Annotated in this window: 20 protein-coding genes; 10 read left to right on the forward strand and 10 right to left on the reverse strand. The window is 46.3% G+C overall.

Annotation, left to right across the window (positions count from 1 at the left end; all coding sequences use genetic code 11):
* Positions 1 to 71 precede the first annotated feature (71 nt).
* The 4 genes from QUA43_RS26770 to QUA43_RS26785 form a co-directional block, all read right to left on the reverse strand.
* Positions 72 to 1,415 carry a cache domain-containing protein gene (locus QUA43_RS26770; protein WP_333378107.1) on the reverse strand — a complete coding sequence of 448 codons (1,344 nt, stop codon included), beginning with the start codon at positions 1,413 to 1,415 and terminating at the stop codon, positions 72 to 74.
* Positions 1,416 to 2,155: 740 nt separating this feature from the next.
* Positions 2,156 to 2,620, reverse strand: a complete 465-nt coding sequence (locus QUA43_RS26775) for a hypothetical protein (protein WP_242722350.1) — start codon at positions 2,618 to 2,620, stop codon at positions 2,156 to 2,158.
* 317 nt (positions 2,621 to 2,937) lie between these two features.
* Complete coding sequence (locus QUA43_RS26780; RefSeq protein WP_333378110.1) at positions 2,938 to 3,498, reverse strand: sugar O-acetyltransferase; 561 nt, start codon at positions 3,496 to 3,498, stop codon at positions 2,938 to 2,940.
* Positions 3,499 to 3,650: 152 nt separating this feature from the next.
* Entirely contained in the window at positions 3,651 to 4,325 is a 675-nt protein-coding gene (locus QUA43_RS26785) for an MBL fold metallo-hydrolase (RefSeq protein ID WP_333378113.1), read from the reverse strand.
* 33 nt (positions 4,326 to 4,358) lie between these two features.
* On the opposite strand from QUA43_RS26785, the gene QUA43_RS26790 reads away from it, so the two are divergent.
* From QUA43_RS26790 to QUA43_RS26810, 5 genes are all read left to right on the forward strand, one after another.
* The gene (locus QUA43_RS26790) at positions 4,359 to 5,831 is read left to right on the forward strand and encodes a site-2 protease family protein (RefSeq protein WP_333378116.1); all 1,473 of its coding nucleotides are present in this window, start codon (positions 4,359 to 4,361) and stop codon (positions 5,829 to 5,831) included.
* A 319-nt stretch (positions 5,832 to 6,150) separates the two neighbouring features.
* Complete coding sequence (locus QUA43_RS26795; protein ID WP_333378119.1) at positions 6,151 to 6,750, forward strand: hypothetical protein; 600 nt, start codon at positions 6,151 to 6,153, stop codon at positions 6,748 to 6,750.
* A gap of 126 nt (positions 6,751 to 6,876) precedes the next feature.
* A complete protein-coding gene (locus tag QUA43_RS26800) occupies positions 6,877 to 7,947 on the forward strand; it encodes a DUF6745 domain-containing protein (protein ID WP_333378122.1) in 1,071 nt (356 codons plus the stop codon).
* Between the two features lie 163 nt (positions 7,948 to 8,110).
* Positions 8,111 to 9,292, forward strand: a complete 1,182-nt coding sequence (gene sat, locus QUA43_RS26805) for a sulfate adenylyltransferase (RefSeq protein WP_333378124.1) — start codon at positions 8,111 to 8,113, stop codon at positions 9,290 to 9,292.
* A gap of 207 nt (positions 9,293 to 9,499) precedes the next feature.
* Positions 9,500 to 11,671 carry a caspase family protein gene (locus QUA43_RS26810; RefSeq protein WP_333378127.1) on the forward strand — a complete coding sequence of 724 codons (2,172 nt, stop codon included), beginning with the start codon at positions 9,500 to 9,502 and terminating at the stop codon, positions 11,669 to 11,671.
* Positions 11,672 to 11,924: 253 nt separating this feature from the next.
* Here the strand turns inward: QUA43_RS26810 and QUA43_RS26815 are convergent, their stop codons facing one another.
* The gene (locus QUA43_RS26815) at positions 11,925 to 13,274 is read right to left on the reverse strand and encodes a valine--pyruvate transaminase (protein ID WP_333378130.1); all 1,350 of its coding nucleotides are present in this window, start codon (positions 13,272 to 13,274) and stop codon (positions 11,925 to 11,927) included.
* Positions 13,275 to 13,858: 584 nt separating this feature from the next.
* Between QUA43_RS26815 and QUA43_RS26820 the strand changes: the two genes are divergently transcribed.
* The 3 genes from QUA43_RS26820 to QUA43_RS26830 all read left to right on the forward strand — a co-directional run bounded on the left by QUA43_RS26820 (position 13,859) and on the right by QUA43_RS26830 (position 16,851).
* Positions 13,859 to 14,401 (forward strand): peroxidase-related enzyme, encoded by a 543-nt coding sequence (locus QUA43_RS26820; RefSeq protein WP_333378133.1) that lies wholly within the window; start codon positions 13,859 to 13,861, stop codon positions 14,399 to 14,401.
* 21 nt (positions 14,402 to 14,422) lie between these two features.
* Positions 14,423 to 15,628, forward strand: coding sequence for an adenylate/guanylate cyclase domain-containing protein (locus QUA43_RS26825; RefSeq protein ID WP_333378136.1), 1,206 nt, complete (start codon positions 14,423 to 14,425; stop codon positions 15,626 to 15,628).
* Positions 15,629 to 16,011: 383 nt separating this feature from the next.
* Positions 16,012 to 16,851 carry a Tab2/Atab2 family RNA-binding protein gene (locus QUA43_RS26830; RefSeq protein ID WP_333378139.1) on the forward strand — a complete coding sequence of 280 codons (840 nt, stop codon included), beginning with the start codon at positions 16,012 to 16,014 and terminating at the stop codon, positions 16,849 to 16,851.
* A gap of 247 nt (positions 16,852 to 17,098) precedes the next feature.
* Here QUA43_RS26830 and QUA43_RS26835 read toward each other — a convergent pair whose 3' ends face one another.
* Positions 17,099 to 17,305, reverse strand: coding sequence for a hypothetical protein (locus QUA43_RS26835; RefSeq protein ID WP_333378141.1), 207 nt, complete (start codon positions 17,303 to 17,305; stop codon positions 17,099 to 17,101).
* A 209-nt stretch (positions 17,306 to 17,514) separates the two neighbouring features.
* Here QUA43_RS26835 and QUA43_RS26840 point away from each other — a divergent pair, with 209 nt between their 5' ends.
* Positions 17,515 to 18,387: an S-methyl-5'-thioadenosine phosphorylase gene (locus tag QUA43_RS26840; RefSeq protein ID WP_333378144.1), complete on the forward strand. Its 873-nt coding sequence runs from the start codon at positions 17,515 to 17,517 to the stop codon at positions 18,385 to 18,387.
* 445 nt (positions 18,388 to 18,832) lie between these two features.
* Complete coding sequence (locus QUA43_RS26845) at positions 18,833 to 20,470, forward strand: FAD-dependent oxidoreductase (RefSeq protein WP_333378147.1); 1,638 nt, start codon at positions 18,833 to 18,835, stop codon at positions 20,468 to 20,470.
* Between the two features lie 256 nt (positions 20,471 to 20,726).
* Here QUA43_RS26845 and QUA43_RS26850 read toward each other — a convergent pair whose 3' ends face one another.
* The 4 genes from QUA43_RS26850 to QUA43_RS26865 all read right to left on the reverse strand — a co-directional run bounded on the left by QUA43_RS26850 (position 20,727) and on the right by QUA43_RS26865 (position 25,637).
* Entirely contained in the window at positions 20,727 to 22,133 is a 1,407-nt protein-coding gene (locus tag QUA43_RS26850; RefSeq protein ID WP_333378150.1) for a SagB family peptide dehydrogenase, read from the reverse strand.
* A gap of 8 nt (positions 22,134 to 22,141) precedes the next feature.
* Positions 22,142 to 24,385, reverse strand: coding sequence for a TOMM precursor leader peptide-binding protein (locus QUA43_RS26855; RefSeq protein WP_333378153.1), 2,244 nt, complete (start codon positions 24,383 to 24,385; stop codon positions 22,142 to 22,144).
* Positions 24,386 to 24,783: 398 nt separating this feature from the next.
* The gene (locus QUA43_RS26860) at positions 24,784 to 24,915 is read right to left on the reverse strand and encodes a hypothetical protein (protein ID WP_333378156.1); all 132 of its coding nucleotides are present in this window, start codon (positions 24,913 to 24,915) and stop codon (positions 24,784 to 24,786) included.
* Positions 24,916 to 25,310: 395 nt separating this feature from the next.
* Positions 25,311 to 25,637 (reverse strand): hypothetical protein, encoded by a 327-nt coding sequence (locus QUA43_RS26865; protein WP_333378157.1) that lies wholly within the window; start codon positions 25,635 to 25,637, stop codon positions 25,311 to 25,313.
* Between the last annotated feature and the right edge of the window lie 294 nt (positions 25,638 to 25,931).

The following is a 25,931-nucleotide window of genomic DNA, read 5'->3' on the forward strand; positions in this document are numbered from 1 at the left end:
GAGCGGAATGATGCGAAAGTATCACGTTCCGTTCTGAAGGAGAGTTAGGAGTGGTAACGCTCCTATCGACTCTAACCTGCTGCGTAGTGACTATTTGTGAGTTCGATATGGGCGTGTTCCTCAGACGCTGTGGCATCAGGGGCAGCGGTTTTATGTAGCAGTATCGTTTCGCAGCGGTGAAGCCGTGCAGCTAAATCTCCAGAGGGCCCTCCTGGAACACCAAAGATTCCCAAGCGCCCCGGCAAACCTTCCCGGCAATATTCCCAGCTAAATTCTAAAGTATCTTGTCGGGGATCGTACCAGGCGAAAATTGCTCGATCGAGCTTAAGTAAAGTACCGAGTTCGTCTACTGTAGTTTGGAGGATGCCATCGAGCTGCAAGCAAGCGCGAATGCGGCCAGTTAAGCGGTAGAGAAGGGCTTCTGTGCGACTGCGAATGCAATTTAGGGCAAACAGCTTGAGCGCCACAATTGCGGAGAAAATAGCTGCGGCGGCAAGTACGCCGGCGGCTACTGCTAGTATCTTGAAAGGAAGAAGTTCTTTTTCGAGATTGTCGCGGGGAATTACGAGGGCGATCGACCATTCAGCTTGTTCTAAAGGAAGATAGGCAACATAAACTCTGGCGTCGTTGATTTGAGTCAGCACAATGCCCGTTTTTTGATAAACCATCTCCCGGGCTACATTTGCCAAATTAGCATCTGCGGACTCTAAAAGACTGGGAGCCGAATTGTCGATATTTCCGATTAATCGAGCGTCGGGATGCACAATCGGCACTCCTTGAGAATTGAGAACAAAAGCGTAAGTTCCGGGGTCATATTCCAGCTTTCTTACTACTTGGGCAATTCGGTCGATGCTAATGACGCCGTTCATTACTCCGATCGGCTTTTGTGCTGTTTTATTAAGAGAATTTGCCGAATTTGACCACACCGGAGCCGAAATGGGAACAATACTTTGTCCTTTGATGGTGCGAGAAATGGTAGGATCGGAAACATAAACTTCTCCAGCCATTGCCTTTTTGAAGTGGGGGCGATCGCTCATATTAATCAACGCTCGGCCCACTTTTGTGGTGAAATAAGAACCGTCGGGATCAATTAATGCCAAGTGCTGGAATTCTTGCAGTCGATTTACTTCCGATTTTAAATAACGCTCTGCCACTGACCAATTCATCGAACGAACGGGAGTAGTATTGGCGAGGATTTCGATCTCAGCCTTTCTAGTGCCGAGCCAGCGATCGATCTTGTTGGCGCGCTCCCTAACTTCTAACAAAGCATTTCGCTCGCTTTTGGTGATAATCAAGCGGCGAACGCTTTGATAGCTGATACAACCAATGATGCTAGTTGCCAGAATTGTTACCCCCAAAATTAAGAGCGCAGTTTGGTACCCAAGATGGTATTCGCCCTTTAATTCTGCTGGCAATAGTCGAGTTAATTTCCACCACTTTACTCTCGCCAAGCTTCGCATGGTTTGACCAATTTGTGAGATTGAAATCTTTAGCTCACCTGCGATGTACTCGCCCGCCTGCCAGTAGTCTTAAACTACTAGCATTCAATAATTGCGGGGATTTTTTAAAATTTCCCCCCGAACGGCTTCTATCGTTTCCGGTTGCACGGGAATGATATAAAGGACACGGCAGTGCCGTTTCCCTACCCAGATTAATTGTAGGGACACGGCAGTGCCGTGTCCTGGCAGTGGGTAATATTAATTCCGATGCTACCCGCTTTGATATCACTTTGTTAAAGAGGAAAAATATCATACCACATTTTTGAGAAATTAAAAAGTTTCATCAACTACTTAATTATTTTTTACAGTCGTTAATAATTGATGTTATTTAGGTGATGTGAGCAGTAGACATTTTAGGTTGAGATGTTTGGTGTGTGTCTTAATCAATAGTCCAGACTGTTTTTAGTTCCTACTCTGAAACCCTAGATATTTGCTTGATAGTTCGATTGCCGAATTGCCTTGAAACCCTTATTCTACGCTGGGTAATCAAAAACAGTCCGCAGTATTGCTTAATAACGAGATATTAAAAGTTTTTCCTTCATTAAGGATGAACGAAAAAGTTGTTAAATCTTTAATTTACATCTCAACAATCAAAACTATTTTCGGTGCATCCGCTGGCTGAGGCACGGCCAAATTGCCCCAGTTTCGCGATTTGTTTAAAGAACCTTGTGAGTGTGTTCGTGCTGTTTCACATTGTCTTCAGTGCGAATGATGCGCTCGGAGTTGAGCACCCTTTTGCGTTCTAAGGAATAAGTAAAGTCGTTGCGAACTGTTCCCAAGGGAATGTGAAGTTGAGCTTGAGGGCGGATTTTGTAAGTGCGGGCAGCGGCGATCGCCCGAAAGCCAAATTCTTCGCTAAACTGAGCTGATGTCGGGAATTCTGGCAACATTTTGGGTGTTTCGCCGTCGAGCACTGCTCCCAAAGTCGTCCCGCAAATCATTAAATAGGATGTGGGAATTCCCTTCAAAATTGCTTCCAAAGCTGCTGAGGGAATAGCTTCGATTACTTGCACTTCAAAAACTTCGCCTTCTTCTTTGATGAAGCAGGTAGCTACACCGACTGCTATGTAGTCGTCGGTGCAGAGATCGGGAGCGTTGGGATAAACTGTTGCAGTCGTCATAAGAAAAGCTTGGTAGTGTGGAAACCGGGAACGAGAAATTATATCATTTCCGGTAACACCGGAATGATGTTGACGGTTGACGGTTGACGGTTGACTGTTGACGGTTGACTGTTGACGCCGCGAACATTCTACAGTGAACTCGAATTTACTATTCCGATGCTAACGGATTTGATATTAAGCGATTTTAGATTTTAGATTTATTCCACGGTTTTTTTCGGGGATTTTACGTGAAAAATCTCAAACCGGCTGTTCTAAACCTAAAATTTTTTGGTTAAGCTCCAAGGAGCCGATCGCACGATTGTGTCGATCGTACCACATCAAGGTAGATGCCGGATGATTCGGCAAGGATTCCCCGCCGCCACGACGTTTGCGGGAATATCTTTGACAACAACACTGCCTGCGCCGATCGTGCTATTGTCGCCAATAGTGACTCCTGGACAAATAATACTGCCGCCACCAATCCAAACATTATTGCCAATATTAATTTCAGCGGCGAGTTCTCGGCCAGAAAGTCTAATTTCCGGGTCTGTGGGGTGAAAAGCAGTGTAAATTTGCACGTTGGGCGCGCACAGTAAATTTTCGCCAATGTTAACTCGATTGCAGTCGAGAATCACGCAACCAAAATTCATGTACAATCCGTTTCCAGCATAAATATTGCTGCCGTAGTCGCAGTAGAAAGGTGGCTCGATTTCAACTTTTGGCCCAACTGCACCGAACCATTCTGCGAGAATTTCTAACCGTTTGTCTGGTTCGTCTTCGCGGGTAGAATTGTAGGTTCTGGCGAGGCGGCGGGCTCGCTGGCGCTCTAAAATTAATTGCTCATCAGCAGCTAAATACAATTCGCCGGCGAGCATTTTTTGTTTTTCGGTTTTTTCCACAGTTTTTTCCACGGTAAGAATCGGCAGTTGAAACCGCTACTTCACCAACGAACTTCCTCTCTAAGAGATTGAAGAATAATGTAGGGTGCGGCGGGCGCACCTTACCGCTATAATTAGCGCGTCAGATCATTTTTTGATGTTGTAGCATACATTTAGGGTTCAGGTTTGGCCTGCAAACAAGCAGCTAAATCCAGATTGGCTAATTTCTCAAAAGCTCGATCGATCGATCCTTTTCCCCGCAAAAAACCAGTATTTGCACCGGGACAAATATACTGTAAAGTTTCCGGCGAAAATCGCTCGATAATTGACTTCACGCTGTTAATTTGCCTAGGCCAGTGAAAAGTTTTTGCTGTCAACAGCGGTACTGGGGCGGCTTCTCGGTTGGGGAGCAAGTGCCTACCCGAAAACAGCACTCCACCGCTGCCACTATGATAAAGGCAAGAGGAACCAGGAGAATGGCCAGGAGTCCAAAATGCTTTCATTCGATCGCTCACAACAAATTCTCGCTCAAAAACCGTCACCTTCAAACCCGGCAGTAAATAAGCTTCCTGTTCTTGAATCAGGATCTCGCACCCCGTGGCTTCCTGAATCTCCCGCGCCTTGGCGATAGCGCCACGGTGGGTGAGAAACAGCAGTCGCACGCCGCCGTGTTCCCGCAAAAATGTTTGGTTAATCTCATCCCAAGCGGGACAATCCACCAGGATGTTAGTTTGGTTTTCTACAATGAAATAGGCTGTTGCACCCAGGGTATCCCGGTTAGGCGGGAAAGCCAGGATATTGTCGAGCACGGGCCTGGGTTGTTTGGAGACTGAACTCTGTTGTTTCAAGGAAGTATTTCAGAAGGGAATGGGATAAATATTATGTTCTTTTTACTATGGTTGTTCGTATTGGGGCTGATCTCGTACTACTTGTTGCAAAACGGCACCAGCCGCATCACCAAGACTCCGATATGGCTGCTGTGGCTGGTAATGATGGCGCCGGCGCTGATTTGGAGTGGTTGGATTTTAGTTTACGGCACGAGCAAAACTGTACCGCCGGAGTTGGTAATTATACCTTTTCTGGTTTGCCCTTTTTTGTATTGGTTTTTGGTACAGTTGGGGCGTAAGAAAATTACCGCCGAAACTGCAGAGCAGGTAGCAGACTCTGCGACTGAACCTACAAAGCCAAAATCGCCCGTGCGCCCGATCAATGCAGCAGAAGAAGCGAGTTTGCGCGATTGTTTTCCTTGGTCAATTTACTTTTTGCGAGATTTGGAATTTCGGCCACAGGCTGTAATTTGTCGCGGACAGTTGCGGACGAACCCGGAGGCCGCTTATGAGGCAATTCGGGAGAATGTGGAGAGGCTTTTTGGCGATCGCTTTTTAGTCGTATTTCAAAACAGCTTGAGCGGTCAACCTTTTTTTGCTATAGTTCCGAATCCCAGCCACCAATCAGGGGAAACTCCTGTCAAAGCCGAATCTGTAACCAGGCCATTTTTTGCATTAGCTTTGCTGCTGATCACGGTGTTTACGACTACGCTTGTCGGGACGCGACTTGCCGGAGTTACTGAACAAGCTTTGCAGTCCAACCCATCAATGTTGCTGCAGGGTTTGGCTTACTCGCTGGCTCTAATTACAATTTTAGCAATTCACGAATCCGGCCACTATTTAGCTGCCCGATTTTACCAAATTCGCACGACTTTGCCTTATTTCATACCGATTCCTTTTTTCTTAGGAACCTTTGGCGCATTCATTCAAATACGGAGTCCAATTCCCAACCGCCGAGCTTTATTTGATGTTAGCATTGCCGGCCCCCTTGCGGGTTTAGTGGCGACAGTGCCATTATTACTTTGGGGTTTGAATCATTCGACTATTGTACCGCTGTCAGACAAGTCGGGAATGTTAAATTTTGACTCTTTCAAACCCAGTTTTTCGCTGCTGATGACTTTGTTGAGCAAGTTAACCTTGGGTGGTGCTTTAAATGCGGAAACTGCGATCGATTTGCATCCGGTTGCGGTGGCGGGTTATTTGGGTTTGATCGTGACGGCGTTTAATTTGATGCCGGTGGGACAACTCGACGGCGGGCACATTGTACACGCGATGTTCGGCCAGCGAGCGAGTATGGCGATCGGGCAAGTTGCTAGACTTTGTATGCTGCTGCTTTCTTTTTTGGAACAGGGTTTGCTGCTGTGGGCAATTATTTTGTTTTTCACGCCACTAAACGACGAACCGGCGTTGAATGATGTCAGTGAATTGGATAATCGGCGGGATTTTTTGGGGCTAATGGCGATCGGGCTTTTGTTAATGATTTTGTTACCCGCGCCCAGGGTACTCCTTGAGTGGTTAAATGTTTAGAAGGAAGAGGGAAGAGGGAAGAAGGAAGAAGGAAGAGGGAAGAGGGAAGAGGGAAGAAGGATTGATTTATTTAGGAGAAAACGAAGTAGGAATAAGTAAGAAAAGAGAGGTTCACAAATTATCGAATGGTTGCTATATTAGGACTTAGGCACGGGGGTGAGAAACCCGGTTTCTTCCTAGATACTTCTCTACAAAACCACGATTTCTCCCAGAAACCGGGTTTCTCAGGCGTAAGTCCTGTATACAAACGAGTTTAGCGTCGGTCAACTCGCTTTCTCTCTCCCAGTAATCTAGAGTTTCAGCGACTTATCTGAGAAATATGTCTTACAAATCCTTTACTTTCCAACAATTAGAAGAGCGATTTGGATTGGATCTATCACTCAGTCCTATTTTGAGTGCCAAGGTTGTTCCTGTAGAACCCTCCGAATGGCTTTGGAGAGCAATCGAAATTAGTTCTAACACTGCTGTTACAACTGCAAAAGAACGTTCTGAACGGATTATTTCTCCTATTCTGTTAGAATTTAGAGAAAGGAACAACAGACAATTTTCTCTTTTTTCTGGTTGGTCGTTTGATGTAGATGTTGAGCAGGGATTGAATGGGGAATGCGACTTTCTATTGTCTGCGGTGCCGTTGGATTTTGAAATTAAAGTTCCGGTTTTTGCATTGAGAGAAACGACAGGCACAGAAATAGAATCTTGTCTGCCACAGTGTGCAGCACAAATGGTAGCGGCTCAGCTATTTAACGAACGCGAACACAATTCTATACCTGCAATATATGGCTGCGTAACTACTGGCGTTGTCTGGCGGTTTCTTAAATTAGAAAAAAATAATTTGATTATTGATGTTGATGTTTATTGTCTTGATAATGTTCCTATGATTTTAGGTGTTTTGCAAACAATCGTTAATTTATACCAATAGTTTGACGACTATAATAAAATAGGTTGGCAGGGAAGATTCCGTTGTTATTACAAACTTAATGATAGTTTTTTACCGGATGCGAGAACAAAAAATTTTGACCGCAAATCAAATAATCTAGCTGTACCTATGATCTCAATTACTCCAGAACAAACAGCGCTAATTCCTATTTATCGCGAGCAGTGGCGAGCAATTGGACTTTCGATCGCACAGATCGATCGCCCGCAAGCGACAGCCGCCATCAACACCGCCTACAACATCATCGACTGTCCTGAACCGGAAATTATTTTCTGTGACAGCCCTTACATAGCTTTGCAAGCAATTGAACCGCTAAGGATACGCGATTCTGGTCTGGGAATGGCCAGCGAAATCAGAAACAAAATTCATAATGAATTGTACGATATATTAAGAAGTCAACTGGACAGGAAATTAGAAAATCACATTTACAGCCAACTCTATAATCCGCTGTACGCTCAACTGATGAATCAACTCCACCTTCATGTTAAAGACGAAGTTTACGTCAAATTAGCAAGGAAGTTGGGCGGGAGATTTCAGAGATTCCTGATCGATCAGGCTTATCATAATAACAGCATAGTTTCCGAACTGTCAGCCTGTCACGGAAGTTGGGTGGATTTTTGTATTGGCGTGTTAAATTTGGAGATCGATCGCTCTTTATACTCAGCCTTTAAATCTTTAGTGGAAAACTGCGGCTGGATTTACCCGTTTGAAAAAATGTGCTTTGTGTGCGATCGCCCGCGACAACTTCATTTTGACAGCGAATATTTGCTCCACGCAGAAGGTCAACCAGCGGTTGAATTTGCTGACAAGTTCAGTGTATACTCTTATCGTGGCGTCCGACTGCCGGAAATAATCGGTCAAGTTCCGCCGCAGTCTTGGCAAGCTTTATGGCTGTTAACAGAACAGAATGCTGAAGTGCGCCGAGTTTTGATTCAGGCGATCGGCTATCCGAGAATTTGTCAAGAATTGCAAGCAACTGAATTGGATACTTGGCAAGAATATACTTTGTTGAAAATTGAGAATAATATTGACATAGAGCCCATTTATTTGTTAAAGATGACTTGTCCGAGTACGGGACACCTTCATGTTTTGCGAGTGCCGCCCAAAGTGCTAACGGCTAAAGAAGCGATTAGCTGGGTAAATTGGGGAATAGATCCCGAAGAATTTCAAGTCCAGACTTGACGCGAAAGTTGAGAGTTTTGAGTGCGCCAGTTGACAGTTCAAGAATTACAGCGCCCCCAAATCAGCATTCTGCATAAGTCCAGAACAATTAAAAAATGTAGATTTACAGCCCGCACTTGGTACTATGTACTCTGGCAGCTAAAACCCACAACTTCAAATCGACATGAGCCAGCATTCAGACCGCATTGCCCCTCACGGCGGCATCCTGGTCAACCGCATTGCCACACTAGACCAAAGACAAGAATTTTTCGACAAAGCAGAGTCCCTGCCGCGAGTCCAGTTGTCGGATCGATCGATCTCCGACCTGCAAATGATCGCCATCGGCGCCCTGAGTCCCCTCAAAGGGTTCATGAACGAAGCTGATTATCGATCGGTCGTTAAACAAATGCGCCTCTCCAACGGCCTCCCTTGGTCGGTTCCCATCACCCTCTCGGTAACAGAAGAAGTCGCCGCCCCGCTGAAAGCAGGAACTTTAGTGCGCCTCGACTCGCCGGCTGGCAAATTTGTCGGCCTGTTGGAACTTGCAGAAAAATACCACTACAGCAAAGAAGAAGAAGCCCTCAACGTCTACCGCACCGATGATCTCAAACACCCGGGTGTCCAAGTAGTAGACAAATCCGGGCCCGTTAACCTCGCAGGCGATGTTTGGCTGCTGGAACGCGAACTAGATGTCCGCTTTCCCCAATACCAAATTGACCCGGCGAAATCGAGAATGCTGTTCACAGAAAAAGGATGGAAAACCATAGTCGGTTTCCAAACCCGAAACCCAATTCACCGGGCCCATGAATACATTCAAAAATGCGCCTTAGAAACAGTAGACGGCTTGTTCCTGCACCCGCTAGTCGGGACGACAAAAGAAGACGACATCCCGGCTGATGTGCGGATGCGCTGCTACGAAATTTTGCTAGAAAAATACTATCCAAAAGATCGCGTAATTTTGGCAATTAATCCGGCGGCGATGCGCTACGCCGGGCCGCGAGAAGCAATTTTTCATGCTTTAATTCGCAAAAACTACGGCTGCACTCACTTTATCGTGGGGCGCGATCACGCTGGAGTTGGCGATTATTACGGCACTTACGATGCCCAATATATTTTTGACGAATTTGAGCCGGGAGAATTGGGGATTGTGCCGATGAAATTCGAGCACGCTTTCTATTGCAAGCTGACCGAACAAATGGCTACAACTAAAACAAGCCCCAGCAGTCCCGAACAACGGGTGCATTTGTCGGGAACCAAAGTGCGGGAAATGCTGCGCGCTGGAAAATTGCCGCCGCCGCAGTTTTCCCGGCCGGAAGTCGCCGCAGAATTAGCCAAGGCAATGAATATTTTCAATTACGAGATTTAAATCTTGAACTTGGGTGTCGGCGACATTGTGAAGAGTTTTTAATTTTGAGTTTTGAGTTTTAAATGGGAAATTTTAAACTTAAAGCTCAAAAGTTAAAACTTAAAAATTATCTTAATACTAAACACTCACAAGTTAATTAAATTCCCTAAAATTATTGAGGGGAATTTAACTGAAAATTCAAAACTTAAAATTCAAAGCTATTTAAAAATGGGACTCAAGCGGCGGGAATTTTTGCAGCAAGCTGGCCGGGTGCTGGCCGCCATCGGAATCGGCGAGGCTTTGTGGCTGCCGTTGGGCTCGCGCTACCTCCAAGCCTTAGCGCAGCCGACAGCCAGGAAATTGGCTTTGTTGGTGGGCGTTGACAAATATCCAGACTCGCCCCTGCACGGCTGCGTCACGGATGTGGAAATGCAGCGGGAACTGCTGATATATCGGTTTGGGTTTGTGCCGTCGGACATTTTGACTTTGACTGATGCTCAAGCTACGAGAGAGAATATCGAGACGGCTTTTTTGACTCACTTGGGCGAACAAGCAAAACCCGGTGACGTGGTAGTTTTTCACTTTAGTGGCTGCGGTAGTCGAGTCAGTTTGGGCGAGTCTCCCGGAAAAATCCAAAACAGTTTGGTGCCGGCGGATGATGTTTTGCCGCTGTTAGCAAACCGGGCGGTGAACGATATTTTAGAGGAAACGCTGTTGCTGTTGATGCGATCGCTCGCGACAGAAAATGCGATCGCCATCCTCGACACCAGCTACCACTATCGGGGTTTCCCCACAAACGGCAACTTTCGCATTCGCTCCCGCCCCCGCCCCACCATCGGCGAGCCGGGCCTCGCAGAATTAACGTTTGCCGAAGGCCTCCGAACCCGCAAAAATCTCCGTCCTGCGGCCACCGTACTTGCCGCGGGTGCGGATTCCCAACTCGCCGCCGAACAAGAGTGGGGCGGATTTACCGCAGGTTTGTTTACCTACGCCCTCACCCAAACTTTGTGGTGGGCAACTCCCGCTAGCAGCTTCAGCGTCAATTTCAGTCGCGCTGCGGGTACTGTCGAGCAAATGGCGGGGTTATCGCAGCAACCGCAAATTCTCAATCACAATTTAACAACCGCGCCGGCGGTGAATTTTTCAAATTTAATGTTGAATTCCCCTGCATCTGACGGCGCTGTGACGGCCGTGGAAGAGGGGGGCAAAACTGTGCAGTTGTGGCTGGGGGGGTTGTCGCCCTCGGTTTTGGAGTGCTCCGGGGGTTCTGTGTTTGCTGTGGATTCCTCGGAGGGCGCGAGGCTTTTGCTGCGGGGACGCACGGGTCTCTCTGCTAAAGCCCAAGTTTTAGACGGGTCTGCTCAAACAGACGGCCAATTAACAGTCGGCGAAGTGGTGAGGGAAGAAATTCGGGTATTGCCGCGAAACATCGGTTTGACAGTAGCTTTGGACTCAGGTTTGGAACGCATCGAGCGGGTGGACGCTACCAGCGCCTTTGCGACTGTGCCGCAAGTTTCGGCGGTAGGTAGCGAGCAATTGGCTGACTTTCGGTTCGGCAGAGTCCCGGAAACGACTTTATCCGAAACAGTCTCGCCTCACGAGCCTGCTTTGTCTCAAAGCCGTTACGGTTTGTTTTCTTTGGCTCAAACGCTGATTCCCGATACTCAGGGCGACGGGGGAGAAGCAGTTAAGGTGGCGGTGCAGCGCTTGACTCCGCAGTTGAAAGCGCTGCACGCGGGGAAGTTGCTGCGGCTGACAGTCAATGAGGGGTCTTCGCGCCTGAAGGTGCGGGCGGTTCTGGCAACTACCGCACCCCAAGCGCGGGCCGTGGCACAGCGGGAGCCGGTGCGGGCAGGCGGTGATTATCGGCTGGAACCGCTGAGCGGGGAAAGTGAGAAATCCGCCAGCGCTCATATATTAAGTGTGAGCAACAATAGCCGAATTCAGTGCAGATTGTATAACGACAGCGATCGCCCGGTTTACTTTGCGGTGTTTTGCACGGACAGCGCGGGACGGCTGTCCGTGCTCGGCACTGAGGGCAAAGATGCTGTGGGGGGAATGTCGCGGGCGATCGCTGCTGGGGAGAATTTGACCGTGCCGGCGGCTGGGGCGATCGGGTGGGCGGTATCGGGGTCGATCGGACTTGCAGAAATTATGATTATATTTAGTGAGAGTCCCTTCGCTCAAACTCTGACTGCAATAGAAGCCGAAATGCAGCAAACGAGGGATGCCCTGCCAATTCGAGTGTTGTTGAATCCTTTAAATGTGGCGCGGGCGGTACTCGAAGATTTGCACGCCGCTAGCATTCCGGGGGTGCAGAAAGTGGGGATATCGACGGATGATTTGGCTTTGGATGTGAATGTTTGGGCAACTCTGAGTTTTGTTTATCGGGTGGTTTAATTGAAAAATGGGGACTGGGGAATGTTTTCTATAACCTATAATCCGAATCTATCCGAGTAAGAAATCGATAAGCTGTCGCGCATTTAAATTGCCTGTTAGATGCGGGCGGGACGCCCAACCCACAAGAGTTTGATTGTTTTTTTACAGACCATTTAAATGCAGAACATCTTATTACTCCGGCTACGATCAGCACGAGTCGCTGAGGAACCGCGTACCCGAAGTATTGGGAATGTTAACAGTCAACTGTCAACTGTCAACTGTCAACTGACTGATAAACCTTTTCTACCATTTGAGCCAAGCGTTTCATCGCCGTTTCAATCTCCTCATTTGTGGCAGTCAAACTGATGCGTAAACACTCATGTTTGTGCTGCCAATCTTCCCGCAAACCGGGGAAGAAAGAACTTCCTGGCACGACAATTACGCCGACTTTCTTCAACTCTTGATACAGTTCCCAATCAGTCATTGGCAAATCTTTCAGCCACAACCATGCGAAAATTGCTCCTTCGCCCCGGTGCAAAAACCACGGCAAATCTTTCGGCATTGCTTGTTCTAGAGTGCTTTCTACGATCGCAAATTTGCTTTGATAGTACGGGCGAATTACGTTGATGGAAATATCGGCAAGAGCGCCGGAAGCAATGGCACGAGTTGCGATCGCCTGTCCGTATCTTGGCGAATGAATGCACATATTGGTCTGAAAACATTCTAATATTTGAATGATTTTTTCATCGCCGATCGCAATTCCGATTCTTTCTCCCGGTAATCCGGCTTTCGACAAACTCATACAGTGCACGATATTGCCGCCAAAAATCGGCGTCATTTCGGTAAAATTCAAGGACGGGAAGGGAGGGCCGTAGGCAGAATCCACGAACACCGGTGCGTCAAAAGCGGCCGCTAAATCGGCAATTTTCTTAACTTCGTCGTCAGTGAGAACGTTGCCGGTGGGGTTGCAGGGACGGGAAAAAATGACGCAACCGGTGCTTTGGTCGATCGACAATTGGCTGAAATCCGGGCGGTATTTGAACCTGTGGGCGGCTGCATCAATATCGAGGGTGGGTTTGCAGGCGACTACCGCTTCGGGAATCAAGCTAACGCCGCCGTAACCCGTGTAGTCTGGGCTCAGCGGTAAAACAATATTTTTAAGGCTACCCCCCCTAGCCCCCCCTTGGTAAGGGGGGGATTGATTGGCCGTTGCCCCCCCTTGGTAAGGGGGGGATGGGGGGGGTGCGGTGTAGCCGCCGAAAGCGTTGGCTGCGTAGAAGTAAATCGATTGACTTCCGGGAGTAATTAGGATATTGCGATCCGTCAAATTCAGTCCGTAACGCTGGTTGAAATCCGCCAAAACCGCATTGATAAACGGCTGATAACCTTGACTGGAACCGTAGCGACAAACCACCTCGCCGTATTCCGGGCTCGCCAAAAGTTCCGCAGTGCAGTCGCGCCACAACTGCTCGACTTCCGGCAAAATCACCGGATTTCCGGCGCTCAAATTGATAAACTCCTGCCCGCTGCCGGCTCTGAGAGTTTCAATAATATCTTTCATAATTGCCCGAACTCCCGTGAGGTGGGACATCTGAGCGCCAAATTGAGTCAGGGCAGGGTTCATAGCAAATGCAGCGACAATGATAGAAGTTTACAGTTTACCCATAATAACTCTAGTCGCAGGCGTTAGCGTAGCTTGGCTGGGGCATGGGTTGTCGATCGAGCGTCTGACTAATTTAATAAACTAGATGCACAGCATTTTGTTTTTTCCCCTGTGCGCGCGCCGGAGTATAAGATTGTGGCCATTTGTGGAGTTCGATCGATCAAACAGTGTTTTTTACCTAAAAATTAGCGAACCGAACAGCAATCTCTAATTCAAGAGTTGTGGTAAGATTTCACGCCGTCGCGCCAGATGAATTGCCGACACTTGACAACAACCATTGGAAAAATATAAAATTAGTCGTAAAACCCGATCGCAACATAATTTTAGGGGCTCCTGTTACTGCTATAATTACAGGTTTAATCCAGCCTCAAAAATCAGATTAGTTGCTAGCTCATTTTCATGATTCGCGGGTTGTTAACAGTGGTGCATTTTATCATCAATCCGACTAAAGCCAATATAGGTCGTAAGGTCGCCCTTTGAGTGGCATTACATAACAAACACGTAAATTACCACCCCAATTAAATGCCGTAAAATTCAACACAACAATGACACACTTTCCACTTATAGAATACGAGCAACTTACAGATTCTAAAGCCAAAGCAGTGTACGAAGAAATATTGACAGACTTGGGGTTTGGCATCGTCCCCAACCTGTTCAAGTCAATGGCAATCAACCCTGACTTATTAGAAGCAAATTGGAAAAAATTCCGGGGAACCATTCTGCAAGGAGACTTACCCCGCACGCTTAAAGAAATGGTCGGCGTCGCTATTTCCCAATCAAATAATAGCGAGTACGCTCTCCAAGTTCACCTGCACGGATTGTCAGCCTTGGGGATGAGCGAAGAACTACTGCGAACCCTAGTTTCCGACTTTGCCAACTGCCCTTTGCCAAAACGTGATAAAGCCGTAATTACCTTTGGCTTGCTGGCTGCTACAAAACCCCTGGAAATGACAGAAACTGATTACCAAAACCTGCGCGATTTAGGGCTAGATGATTCTGAAATCTTTGAAATTATTGCGACAGCAGACTTGTTTAGCTTTGTTAACCGATATACTGATGCAATAGCCCTCGAAATAGATGCTTTGTAATCTATATTTTATACCCATATTATGGGCGAGCGGCTAGAAGATCTAGATCGAGAAGAACTTCTGTTGACAGCCCGCCGTTTGTTAGCAGAAGCTCAAGCGCTTTCCATCCGCATTTCCGCCGTCAATGAAGTTGCCACTGCCATTAACCGCACCCTCGATCTCAACCAGATTTTGCGGGTAGTAGGCAAGCAAGCCAAATGGTTGCTCGACTTTGAACACTGTAGCGTTTGCCTGCACAGCACTCATGCTTGCACAACCTTATTTGGCCCGCATATTCCTGTAGATATTGCAGCCCTCCCAGAGGGCGGCCCTATTAACAAGGCCTTCAAAACACGTCAACCTCAATTAATTCAAGAAGCGGGTGCTACTGCTATTTTATCCCCCTACGCTTCGCAAATTATCATTCCCTTGGAAAGCGAAGGTAAGGTTTTAGGGACAATTAATTTTGCCACAACCAAGCCGCGAGCTTACACTCAAGAAGACTTGCGGATTGGCTATCTTTTGGCTTTGCAACTATCCTCAGCCATCCGCAATGCTGAACGTTTTAAAGAGATAAATAGGCTGTATTCCGAACTCGATGCCGAAAAGCACAAATCTGACCAGCTACTGTTGAACGTCCTCCCGGATGAAATTGCCGAGGAACTCAAAAATAACGGCAAAGTCGAACCACTTTATTATGATTGCGTATCGGTTTTGTTTACTGACTTTAAAGGCTTTACTCAGTTATCTGAAAACATGACGCCGCGAGAGTTAGTTGACGAACTAGACTATTGTTTTTCTTATTTCGATCGCGTGATGGATAAATACTCTATGGAAAAACTGAAGACTATTGGCGACAGCTATATGTGCGCGGCGGGAATTCCTACCCCTCGCCCAACACACGCCTTTGACGCTGTACTTGCTGCACTAGAAATTCAACAGTTCATGGAGCTGCGAAAAAGGCAGAAATCTCAACAAAATATTGCTTATTGGGAGATCCGCATTGGCATTCATTCAGGCCCAATACTTGCTGGAGTAATTGGCAATAAAAAGTTTGCCTATGATGTCTGGGGAGATACCGTGAATACTGCATCTCGGATGGAATCTTCCGGCTTACCTGGAAATATCAATATCTCTCACGCAACGTTTGAATTAGTTAGAGATTTTTGTGAATGCGAATATCGAGGAAAAATTCCTGCTAAAAATAAGGGCGAGCTGGATATGTATTTTGTTCGCAATCTTAAATAAATTTGAGAAGGAATGGGGAAGGGCTAATCGAGCCGTTATACCATTTTAAATTTGAGATTTTAGATTTGAGATTTTGATTAGGAAATGAGTGATTACTATCACGGTTGGGAACGGGGGCCTACAGTTGCCGTTTTTTTGACTGGTGTTAGATATTGCAATCCTTGCAGGAGTAGTAAATTTTTTACCCCACCCCAACCCTCCCCTTGGTAAGGGGAGGGAGTAAGAAATTCACAAATGATGCGAGGATTGCTATATTTAAATCCAACTCAACTATGAACTAAGAATATATAGCTCGAAGTTTTTTTCAAAGTTCGGTATTATATCGGATTGTCACCAGGCTATATTAAAATTATCGAGTTGTAGATTTTATTTTTTAATTATTTATGCGTATTTGGCAAGCCGATTTTTACCGCCGCCCTCTCCAAGACGAAACTGGTAAACCACTGTGGGAACTCTTAATTTGCGACTCGGAAGGCAGTTTTCAATTTAGCGCTGTTTGCCGCCAGGGGGTCGCAAATTCTAATTGGCTAGCCTCGCAGTTGCAGCAGCAAGCTCAAACTCAGAATTTGCCGGACTTAATTCAAGTATTTAGGCCTCAGTCTCTGGGCTTAATCGAAGCGGCGGGCAAAGTTTTGGGTGTCAAGGTGGAAGCGACTCGGCGCACTGCGGCTCTGAAATTGCTGCTGCAACTGCGCGCAAAAGAATATTTGAGTATGCCTAATTATACAGGTGAAACTTACAGTGCGATCGCCCTCGACTCGCCGCCACCCGTACCCTTACCCGAAAACCTCTGGGGCGATGGCTGGCGTTTTGCTTCCCTACCCGCCGGCGACATTGAAGATGCTTTCCAAGGGCGTCCCCTGCCAATTTTGGAAATGCCAGAATTGCTGTTACCGCTGAATTTGGGCTTGGCCTCAACAGTACCCGTACCGGGAGTTGTGATTGACGGTGGACGCCAGTCTATGCGGTTGGCTAGATGGCTTCAGGATGCCAAACCTTTTGCTTTGAATTATATTGCTGGAGAACCAGACGGATTGATATTGGAAGCTGGGTTAGTAGAGAGGTGGGTTGTGGCTACTTTTGAAGATAGCGAGGTGAAAGCCGCGGCCCAAATTTACCAACAGCGCAAGCAATTAAGTAAAGGATTACATTTTTTGTTAGTGCAGCCCGATGATAGTGGCATGACTTATACAGGCTTTTGGCTGTTAAATTTTGATCGATAAGACGTAATATCAATTCCGGTTGCACGAGGGAAATGATTGTTGACTGTTGACTGCTGACTGTTGACTGTTGACTCGATGTTATTATTCCGATGCCACCGGAAACGATATAAATAATATTATTTGTGATGTTGATAAATCGCTCGCCGAAAAATAGTAAAACACCGCCCGAACTCAGTTCCAGCAAATACAAACTCAGACACAAATTTTAACACAGCTTGTTGAGCTCGCAAGAGATCGTGCTGCAAATTTATTCTACAACTAAAATCAAGCCGTTTTGGATGCCCTGACAAACTCGGTTGATGTGACACTGGTCTTTTTCGTTCAGACCTTTCTGGGCTAGCATTGCTGATTTCAGCAGCCGTCTGTCAAGGGGGGTAATCTGGCGAAAAGCAAAGATGCGCTCGACGATCGCCTCGATCGAGATTTTGGGGACGTTAGCAGAGCTGAGTGTCATGACCTTAACACGCTAAAAATAAGTAACAGAACTGTGTACCTTTATTTTTAAAGATTTTGTGAAGCTACTTTGTGATTGCGATCACATAAATTTGGTGACAAAATAGTGTATGTGGGGTGACTGTTGTCACCAAATCTTTAATTATCTTTACCCCAACTTAACGATGGCCCAATAGAATTACTCTTGTAAAACTCAAGCAGAGGGTAAAAATGGCACAAGCAAAAATCGGAATTATCGGCGGCAGCGGTTTGTATAAAATGGAGGCCCTCAAGGATATTGAAGAGGTGAAAATTGATACACCTTTTGGATCACCATCGGATGCCGCAATTGTGGGAACATTGGACGGTACACCGGTAGCATTTCTGGCTAGACACGGCCGCAACCACACTTTTTTGCCCTCAGAAGTGCCGTATCGCGCAAATATTTATGCAATGAAGAGTTTGGGAGTTGAGTATTTAATCTCAGCGTCGGCGGTTGGTTCCCTGAAAACAGAGGCGAAACCTTTAGATATGGTAGTCCCGGATCAGTTTATCGATCGCACAAAAAATCGAGTTTCTACTTTTTTTGGAGAAGGAATAGTCGGTCACATCACATTCGGCGATCCGGTTTGCGGCGAATTGGCAAAAGTGTTAGCAAGTGCGATCGAATCCTTGAACCTCCCCGACGTTAACCTCCACCGGGGCGGCACTTACGTCTGCATGGAAGGCCCCGCATTTTCCACAAAAGCAGAATCAAACCTTTACCGCAGTTGGGATGCCACAGTCATTGGGATGACAAATTTGCCGGAAGCAAAATTAGCGAGAGAAGCTGAAATTGCCTACGCAACTTTAGCATTAGTCACAGACTACGACTGCTGGCATACCGAACACGACAGCGTAACAGTAGAAATGGTAATAGCAAATTTGCACCGTAATGCAGAGAATGCTCAAAAAGTCATTCAAGAAACAGTCCGTAGACTAACAGAAAATCCCCCCGTTTCTGATGCACATTCTGCTTTGAAATATGCAATTCTGACTCGGCTAGATCAAGTGCCGATCGCAACTAAGGAGAAAATGGGTTTGTTGTTGCAGAAATATTTGTAGTTGAAAGTGAGGCGTTGCATATTTGCGGGATGATTTTGAATTTTTTCAAAGCTGAAAACCCTTATTTTTCTGCGTGGCTATAAGACAATACGGTTCAGATAAGACCGATCCCCCCTAGCCCCCCTTAAAAAGGGGGGGACAAGAAGTTGCTCAAAGTCCCCCTTCTTAAGGGGGATTTAGGGGGATCTCCGGGGAATTAACAGTGTTAACTGAACCGTATTGGGCTATAATAGTCCACCCTACAAGAGTCCTCCCAAAAATATGCAAGGCCGTAAAATCAATATCAAATTGAGGCGAATTACTATTTGCCAATGACTGATTATATTACGAGGGTTTTTTCTCTTTATGTAATTTGACGCTAAGTAGACGCTAATGGGCTCTTGGAGTGTCCTGACGCTGATTGATAGATAAGTAATTTTTTAGGTGGTAATTTTACTAGGAACTTATGAGTAATAGTGCAGTTAAGCCAAATCAAATGATTGATGTTGCAGTTGTGGGTGGTGGCGTTTCTGGGGTCTACGCTGCTTGGCGGTTAGCATCTCATCACAAATCTTCTAAGATTCGTCTCTATGAATTGAGCGATCGCATTGGTGGTCGGTTACTATCAATGACAATGCCGGGGATGCCTCATGTTCAGGCTGAGTTGGGTGGGATGTATGTGACGGAATCTCAGGCTATTGTCTGGGAATTGATTAAGTTGCTGAACCTGAAGACAACGGTTGTTGACTTTAGCAGTCCGGGAGTACGGGCCTATGTTCGCGATCGCCATTTGTTGATGAGTGAATTTAACCAACCGGATAAAGTACCTTATAATTTACGGCCGGATGAAGAAGGTAAAAATTATGAGGAATTGTTCGATTTAGCTGTTGGGCGGGCGATTCCTGATAAAAAATTGACTGCGGCCTATTTTGCTTCACCGGAGTGGAAGCGCGATCGCGAAACGCTGAAAATTGACGGTCAACACTTGTATGATTTGAGTATTTGGGAAGTGTTGCTGAAGGAAATTAGCAACGAGGCTTACAATCTCTGTTTGGATACGGGCTTTTTCTATTCGGATTTGGGTACTTGGAATGCGGCTAGTGCGATCGCAACCAGTATATCTCTTCCCTACAGCGATACTTGGTACATGATGGCCGATGGCTACCAAACATTACCGAAAACCCTCGCGACAGAATTTGAGAGAGAGGGTGGGGAAGTATGCCTAAATCATCGCTTAAAAACCTTCGATCGCACTCCAGAAGGGCTGATTAGGTTAAATTTTGTCGATCGCGCTGGCCATTCCCTCCCGCCCGTGTTCGCGAAACATCTGATTTTAGCAATGCCGAAGCGATCGCTAGAACTGTTGGCAGTAAACAATCAGCAGAATTTCCTATTTAGCAATTCAACTTTTCAGGATAATATCCAAACCGTTAGCGGCGATCCCGCTTACAAACTTTTCCTCGGTTATCATCATCCTTGGTGGAACGCACTAGATATTCATGGTGGTACTTCAGCTACAGATTTGCCGATGCAAAAGTGTTACTACTTCGGTACAGAAAGCGCACAAGGGGGCGATACGAATAATCACAACTCGCTATTATTAAGTGTTTTTCCTGATAATATTGCGGCGGGTTTCTGGCGAACGATGGCCTATAATCCAGATGAACCAGAAAAACGTCCCGCCTTTCGCGGAGAACTAGGCGAAATACGGGAATTGAGAGCTTTTCTGAAAAGTGATGGTTCTATTACCACAGACCCCTTAGTTCCTTCTCAGAATATGGTACGGACGGCCCAGCGACAACTCAAAGCCCTACACAATTTAGCAGATATTCCAGAACCTTATACCGCCCTTTATATCGACTGGCAAAAAGATCCCTACGGGGGTGGATGGCACTCTTGGAACCCCCGCTGTCAGCCCTGGGAAGTGATGAAACAGATGCGGCATCCGGTTCGTGGTGCTAATGTTTATGTCTGCGGCGAAGCCTATTCAAATATGCAAGGATGGGTGCAAGGGGCGTTGAATAGTGCAGAATTAATGTTAGAAGAAAACTTTAAGTTGAGCCGGCCTGCATGGTTGCCACCATGTTACGATTTGGGGTCGTAAAATTCATTTGAATTTTCGTCAATCCCCGTAGTAGGGACAGGGCGCCGTGCCCATTGGTGTCAACTTAACATCAAACCCTGTCACAGACTGCTGTTTGACTATTAACCCTAGATCCCCCCTAGCCCCCCTTAAGAAGGGGGGGACAAGAGTCTTATCAAAGTCCCCCTTCTTAAGGGGGATTTAGGGGGATCTAGACTGGGCTATGAACGAGAGATACCAAGGCTTTCAGGCGATTGTTGACACCAACGGAAACTAATCACCGACTCCCCAAGATAAACTCTCCCACTGAGGATTCGGCAAAATAATCGCATCCTGCTGCTGCTGCAAATAACTCCGAATTTCCCCCGCCAACTCCCGACGGCGCCAGATTCATGGCTGTTGCCACTAAATACATCGTTTGATACAAAATCCCAACGTGCTTTAATATTAGGCTGTAGGCCATTGATTCGTAGCCCCAATTTACTCTCGAAAACCGAGAGGATAGCAGAATTAAAATCTGTGGTTCTACCTCTATCTGTACTGACAATCCTGCACTTTTTAGCAATGCTTCTACCTGCTTGGTTTTCCCAGAAATTTTACAAAGTTGGTGTTCTTCGGGTGCATAATAATACAACCCAGCATCAATGTTTTCACAGCGATTGATAGCAGTATAAATCTCTAAATCGTAGCAAGCGCCCCCCGTTGGATAAGGTCTATTGCTGCAATCCATGTTATCTCTGGGGACAATCTCGCGCAATCTCGCGGAACGATAGAGGAATTCTCCTAATTGTGCGACAGTAATCGGCTTTTCTCCATGTTGCCGAATTGTCTTTCTTGATTCTAAAATTGCGGTAAAAGGTGTATCTGTCTGTTTCAAACTGTCGATGTCTGGTTTATAAAGATTGATAATCTCGTTAGATGGTTTGGCTTTGAGTACGGGTGTGGGTTCGATTTGTCCTAAAAATCGAAAGGTTTTGCCAATTAGATTGGAATGTCTGCCGCCGCGACTGCGGGAGTGAAATAATAAATCGTGAAATTCCCATTGAGTCAGAGTTTCACTTTGTTCTAAGCTGCTATTGTTGTTAACAGATGATAGCAGTTCAGCAGTTAACAAAAAGCTGATAAATAATCGGGCGGTGGCTTCAGAAATCCCCGGAATTGTGGTTAAATCGGAGATGGCTTTAGGTTGCGAGAGTTCGTTGATTAAAGCTGCACTGCGCCAATCTTTGAGGATAATTTTGGCTTTGGAAAGGGGGGATTCGACAACTAAATGGGATTTTTCTGAGTGGCAATAGGCAAAGCGCGAAAGTTGATAGTTGTTATCAGTAATTGTCTCTGATAATTGCCATTTATAGGGTGTGGCTATGGGGACGGCTGTAGCGATCGCACTTCCGTCAATTTCTAAAGTATGGTAAACTAAACCCAGGATGACAAATTGTTCTAGGTAGTAGTAGAATTTAGCGAGGGCGGAACTGCCATCGGTAGCAACTACCAGTTGACTTAGGGCTTTTTCCGTTGCGCCTGCGGTAGAAATAATTTTAATCGCCGCGACAATTCCGGGGGAGAGTTTGTTGAGGTTAAAGTCGATGTAGGGGGCTTTTAAAATTAAGCCTTTTTCGGCATCCTCAATTATAGAAATTTCTGGCTTAAAAGAAAGGATGATTTGGGGGATGGTTTCACTCATAATTAATCTTAAAAGAATATCGGGAATGGGTTGATTTGGTGTTCGGGGATTGGTGCATCTAGCCAGCCTAATTTCACGGGAATGTCATAAAGTCGCCCTGGTGCTAAGCGTTTCCAAAAGTGCCGCATTCCTGGTACTATAACTTTGACGACATTTAAGCCAATGTCTGGCCGGGTTTGATCTAAAACAAAGGTTTCTAAGCCTAATGTTTCAGCTATTTTTACGCACTTTTCAACGTCGGCTTTTAAATCATCGCTGGCTAAGGGGGGATAGTCAGATAGTAATTTTAAAGGTTCGGAAGTATCGGGCGTTAAATAAGATTTATTTTCTAGGGTGGCGGTTTTGTACCACTCAACGCTGAGGCCGTCGGAAACTCCGTAATTTGTGCTACCATTGCTGTTAAAAGTTAATACTGCGGGTAAAGATTGATTTACTTCTGTTAAAGCGCGAGATAGGGCAATTTGGGGGTCAAAATGTGCGCCAAAACCAAAAATAATATCTTCGATTTCTCTGTCGATGCGGTGAGAAAGGGCGGCAAAAACGGGGATGTTAAAATCGTTGGTGAGGTCTAAAACCCACAGAGTGCGGTCTATACTTTGATAATAGTTTCTGAGTTCTTGAATGTAGGAATCGTGAAAGCTATCTAAATCAACGGCGGGGACTTTAACTTGATTGTACCACCACAAGGCGACGCTATCTCGCTCGACTAATTCCATAAATCCTTGCAAAATTGCCTCTTCTTTGGTATTGCCGGCGGCGCTACCGTTGGAGTCGGCCCAACAGTCGGGTTTTTCGGGTTTGGGATAGCCGTAATAACAGTAAGCTGTGGGTAGATATTTGACTCGTTGATTAGTTAATGACCAAATTGGTGTCCAGTCAATTTCTCGGCTGGTATCGAAGGGTTCGGGGACTCTTTGAAAGAAGCTGGGACAGGTTCTATTCCAGTCGTGGCGAGTTGTGTATTGCGCTTCGCTAAATCCCATGCAATCATTAGGATGAATGGCGGCTTCTCCCATTGTTTGATAGCTGCCTTTTTTTCGGATTTCGTCGCCTTGATATACGCCGGAATATCTCTCGATGGCTTCTCCCAAGGCGCTGGCTTTGGCTTGTTCGTCGCTTTTACCTTTGCCGGCACTTCTTCCCCGCAGGTTTTCTTTGAGGAAGTACAAATCATCGAACATGGTGGCGAAATTGTGGCCGGCTATGTAGTTTGGTGTTAAAGCATTGGTTGTCTGGGGAACTTTGAGTAAACCGCGCACAACCCCGGTGATGGGACTGATTTGGCTGTCAAATCTTTGCAGGGTTTCGGTTGGGGAAAAGCCGCGATGTCCGCCATCGGCGGTAAAGGTTTTTTTCTGGCTTTGGAGGACAAAGGGCTGGATTTCTTGGGGCGGAAGTTGACCGCATTCGGGGCATTGGGGGCGTTTAGTTATGGTGTGGTTGGTGGTTTTGAGGGTTTTGGTGTCAAAGGTAATTATTGTATTTTCTAAATTTTTATTGTTGCCTTGGACAATCCATTTGGCTAGTTCTGCGGCGGCTAAATTTAAGCTTATTTGTAGGGTGGAAGGTAGGTAAGATGGGGGATTTAATAAGGGTTTTGAGTAGTGTTTTTGACGCTGGATGAAGCTTTGGGTGGGGCGATTTGCTCTCAGGCGTTGGGCGAGACATTCCCAGCAGGCGGTGGTTTCGGGGTGGAAAATCGGCCCGATCGCAATTGTTGCACTTGTAGGTTTTAGGAGTAGCCAAGGTTGGCCAGTTTGAAGGGCTTTTTGGTTGAATTCTCCCAGTTCTGGTTGCAGGTAATCGTCGGCTACGATTAGGGTGATATCTGCGTTGGCTGAGACTTGAATGCCGAGGGTTTCTAGGGCGGTAATGCAGGCTTCGGGGGGGATTTGGCTGTAGGAAATGACGGCAACTTTCAGGGATTGCAAGCGAGATGTGGCTTGTTGGGGGGAGATGTTTAAAAGGGTGTAAAAGGCGGCAGTTTCATCGGGGAGGGAGGTGTCATTTTCGATCAGGTGGCCTTGTTTTTCTAGCAGGGCTAGGGTATAGTAAATTTCTGCGGGTGAGGCTTGACCTCGCAGTTGATTGACGATTTCGTCGGCGGTGTTGTGGCCGTTAATTAAGGGGGTTAATAGTTCGTAAAGGTGGCCTGAGAGGACGAAGGAATCTGACTCGGAGATCAGGAATACTCCGACTGATTTGACGATTTCGACTGTGAAGCAATTTTTAAACTTTGGTTGGTAGAGCATCCTGAAGGGTGTTTAATATAATTTTTGAATGAATCTTAGGATAATATCAAAGCCGAGGCGGGTTTGCTGAGATACTTGATAATTATTAACAAATGATCTTAACGTACAACCAACAGTCCGGCAGGGGTTAAAACCCCTGCCTCAAAGCGAAAGTCCTCTCAAAGAGGACTAATATCATGTCCGATCGAACAATTACAATAAGTAAGGTTTGTATTACTAGCGATCGACCGGACATGATATTACAAGCAGTTACCCGAACCCGATCTAATGAGTTCTTCAGTCCTCTTTCAGAGGACTTTCGCTATGAGACAGGGAATTCATTCCCTGGCGGACTACCGGGTGACTGAGAGGACTGGCGGACTAAAAGCTTAAGTTGACACCAATAGGCATTAATGTAGCTATCGATCGGGTCTGGCAGTGGCAATCAATTTGCCGATCGCAACTTTGATACCTATTTCCCAAATACTAGCAACAGAAAACCACAATTCGTTTGTTTCATCAACAATTTGTGCGATCGCCTCCTCACTCAATCTTTATCGATACCTACGGTTTCCATATCTTAAAAAATTAAACTTATACATAAAATATAGTCGATCGCCCGAAAAGCTAACTCTCCTCGATCGACCCCGCTGTGACTAGAGAGTTCTACTTAACCAAGCCAGGGCGATCGCCTTTGACATTTCCTGTTCGCTTGCCGTCAAATCTTGTTGCAAAACTGACATAATTATATTCCTCTGTTAGATCAACCTAATCTTGTTCGGGCAATTAATGCGGATACGATACAACAGTCCCATCCGCTTGTCAACCCCTCTCTCGCTCACCAGAAACACCAACTCTCCTGAAGCGGTCCCGCTGCGACTAGACAAGCGGGGCCGAAAAACTGGCAAGCTACCGGTGCAGCCTGGGGGAAGCTCAAGGGACTTTATCAGCAGGCGCACAAAGTTAGCGGTGGGAATCCCTCAGTCCGTCCCTCAATCCAACTGCTAATCTGTTCGTCTGTCAGATCGTCAGGTTTGGGAGGCAGGGGTAGAACATAAATCACCGTTTCCCCTTGAGTACCTAGAAGGACGGGAACTGCATCGGGAGCCTGATTGATGCGGACTTCTACGAAGTCTTCAATTAATCCCGCCTCCCGGAGGGTGGCGGTGGGTCGAGTCAGCAAGCTGTTGTAAAGTTCTGGTTCTAACCATGACTGAGCAATCAACCGAGATATTTCGGTTCCAGTGCTTCTCCAATCCTGGGGAAATGCCATAATTTTCTCCTAGCTCCCTTTTGCGGGAAATATAGATTTTGCTTTTATTGTATGGTAGATGCGTTCTCTACAGTTTCGATCGGCAACTATTGACCGCGCCCTGGCTTACAGTCGCCAAAGCCCAACACTTCAGAGTCTAGGAAACTGGCGATCGCCCTTTTTTGAGAAACAGAAATAATATCATTTGCCTTTGACTGGGAATTGTATCATCCTAAATGCTGTAAAGGCGGGTTCGCCAACCATAATCGCCAAAAACAAACAATCTCGAAAACCCGCCCCACCCAACGAACAATC

It is taken from the genome of Microcoleus sp. N9_B4 (assembly GCF_036701635.1).
Classification (GTDB): Bacteria; Cyanobacteriota; Cyanobacteriia; order Cyanobacteriales; family Microcoleaceae; genus Microcoleus.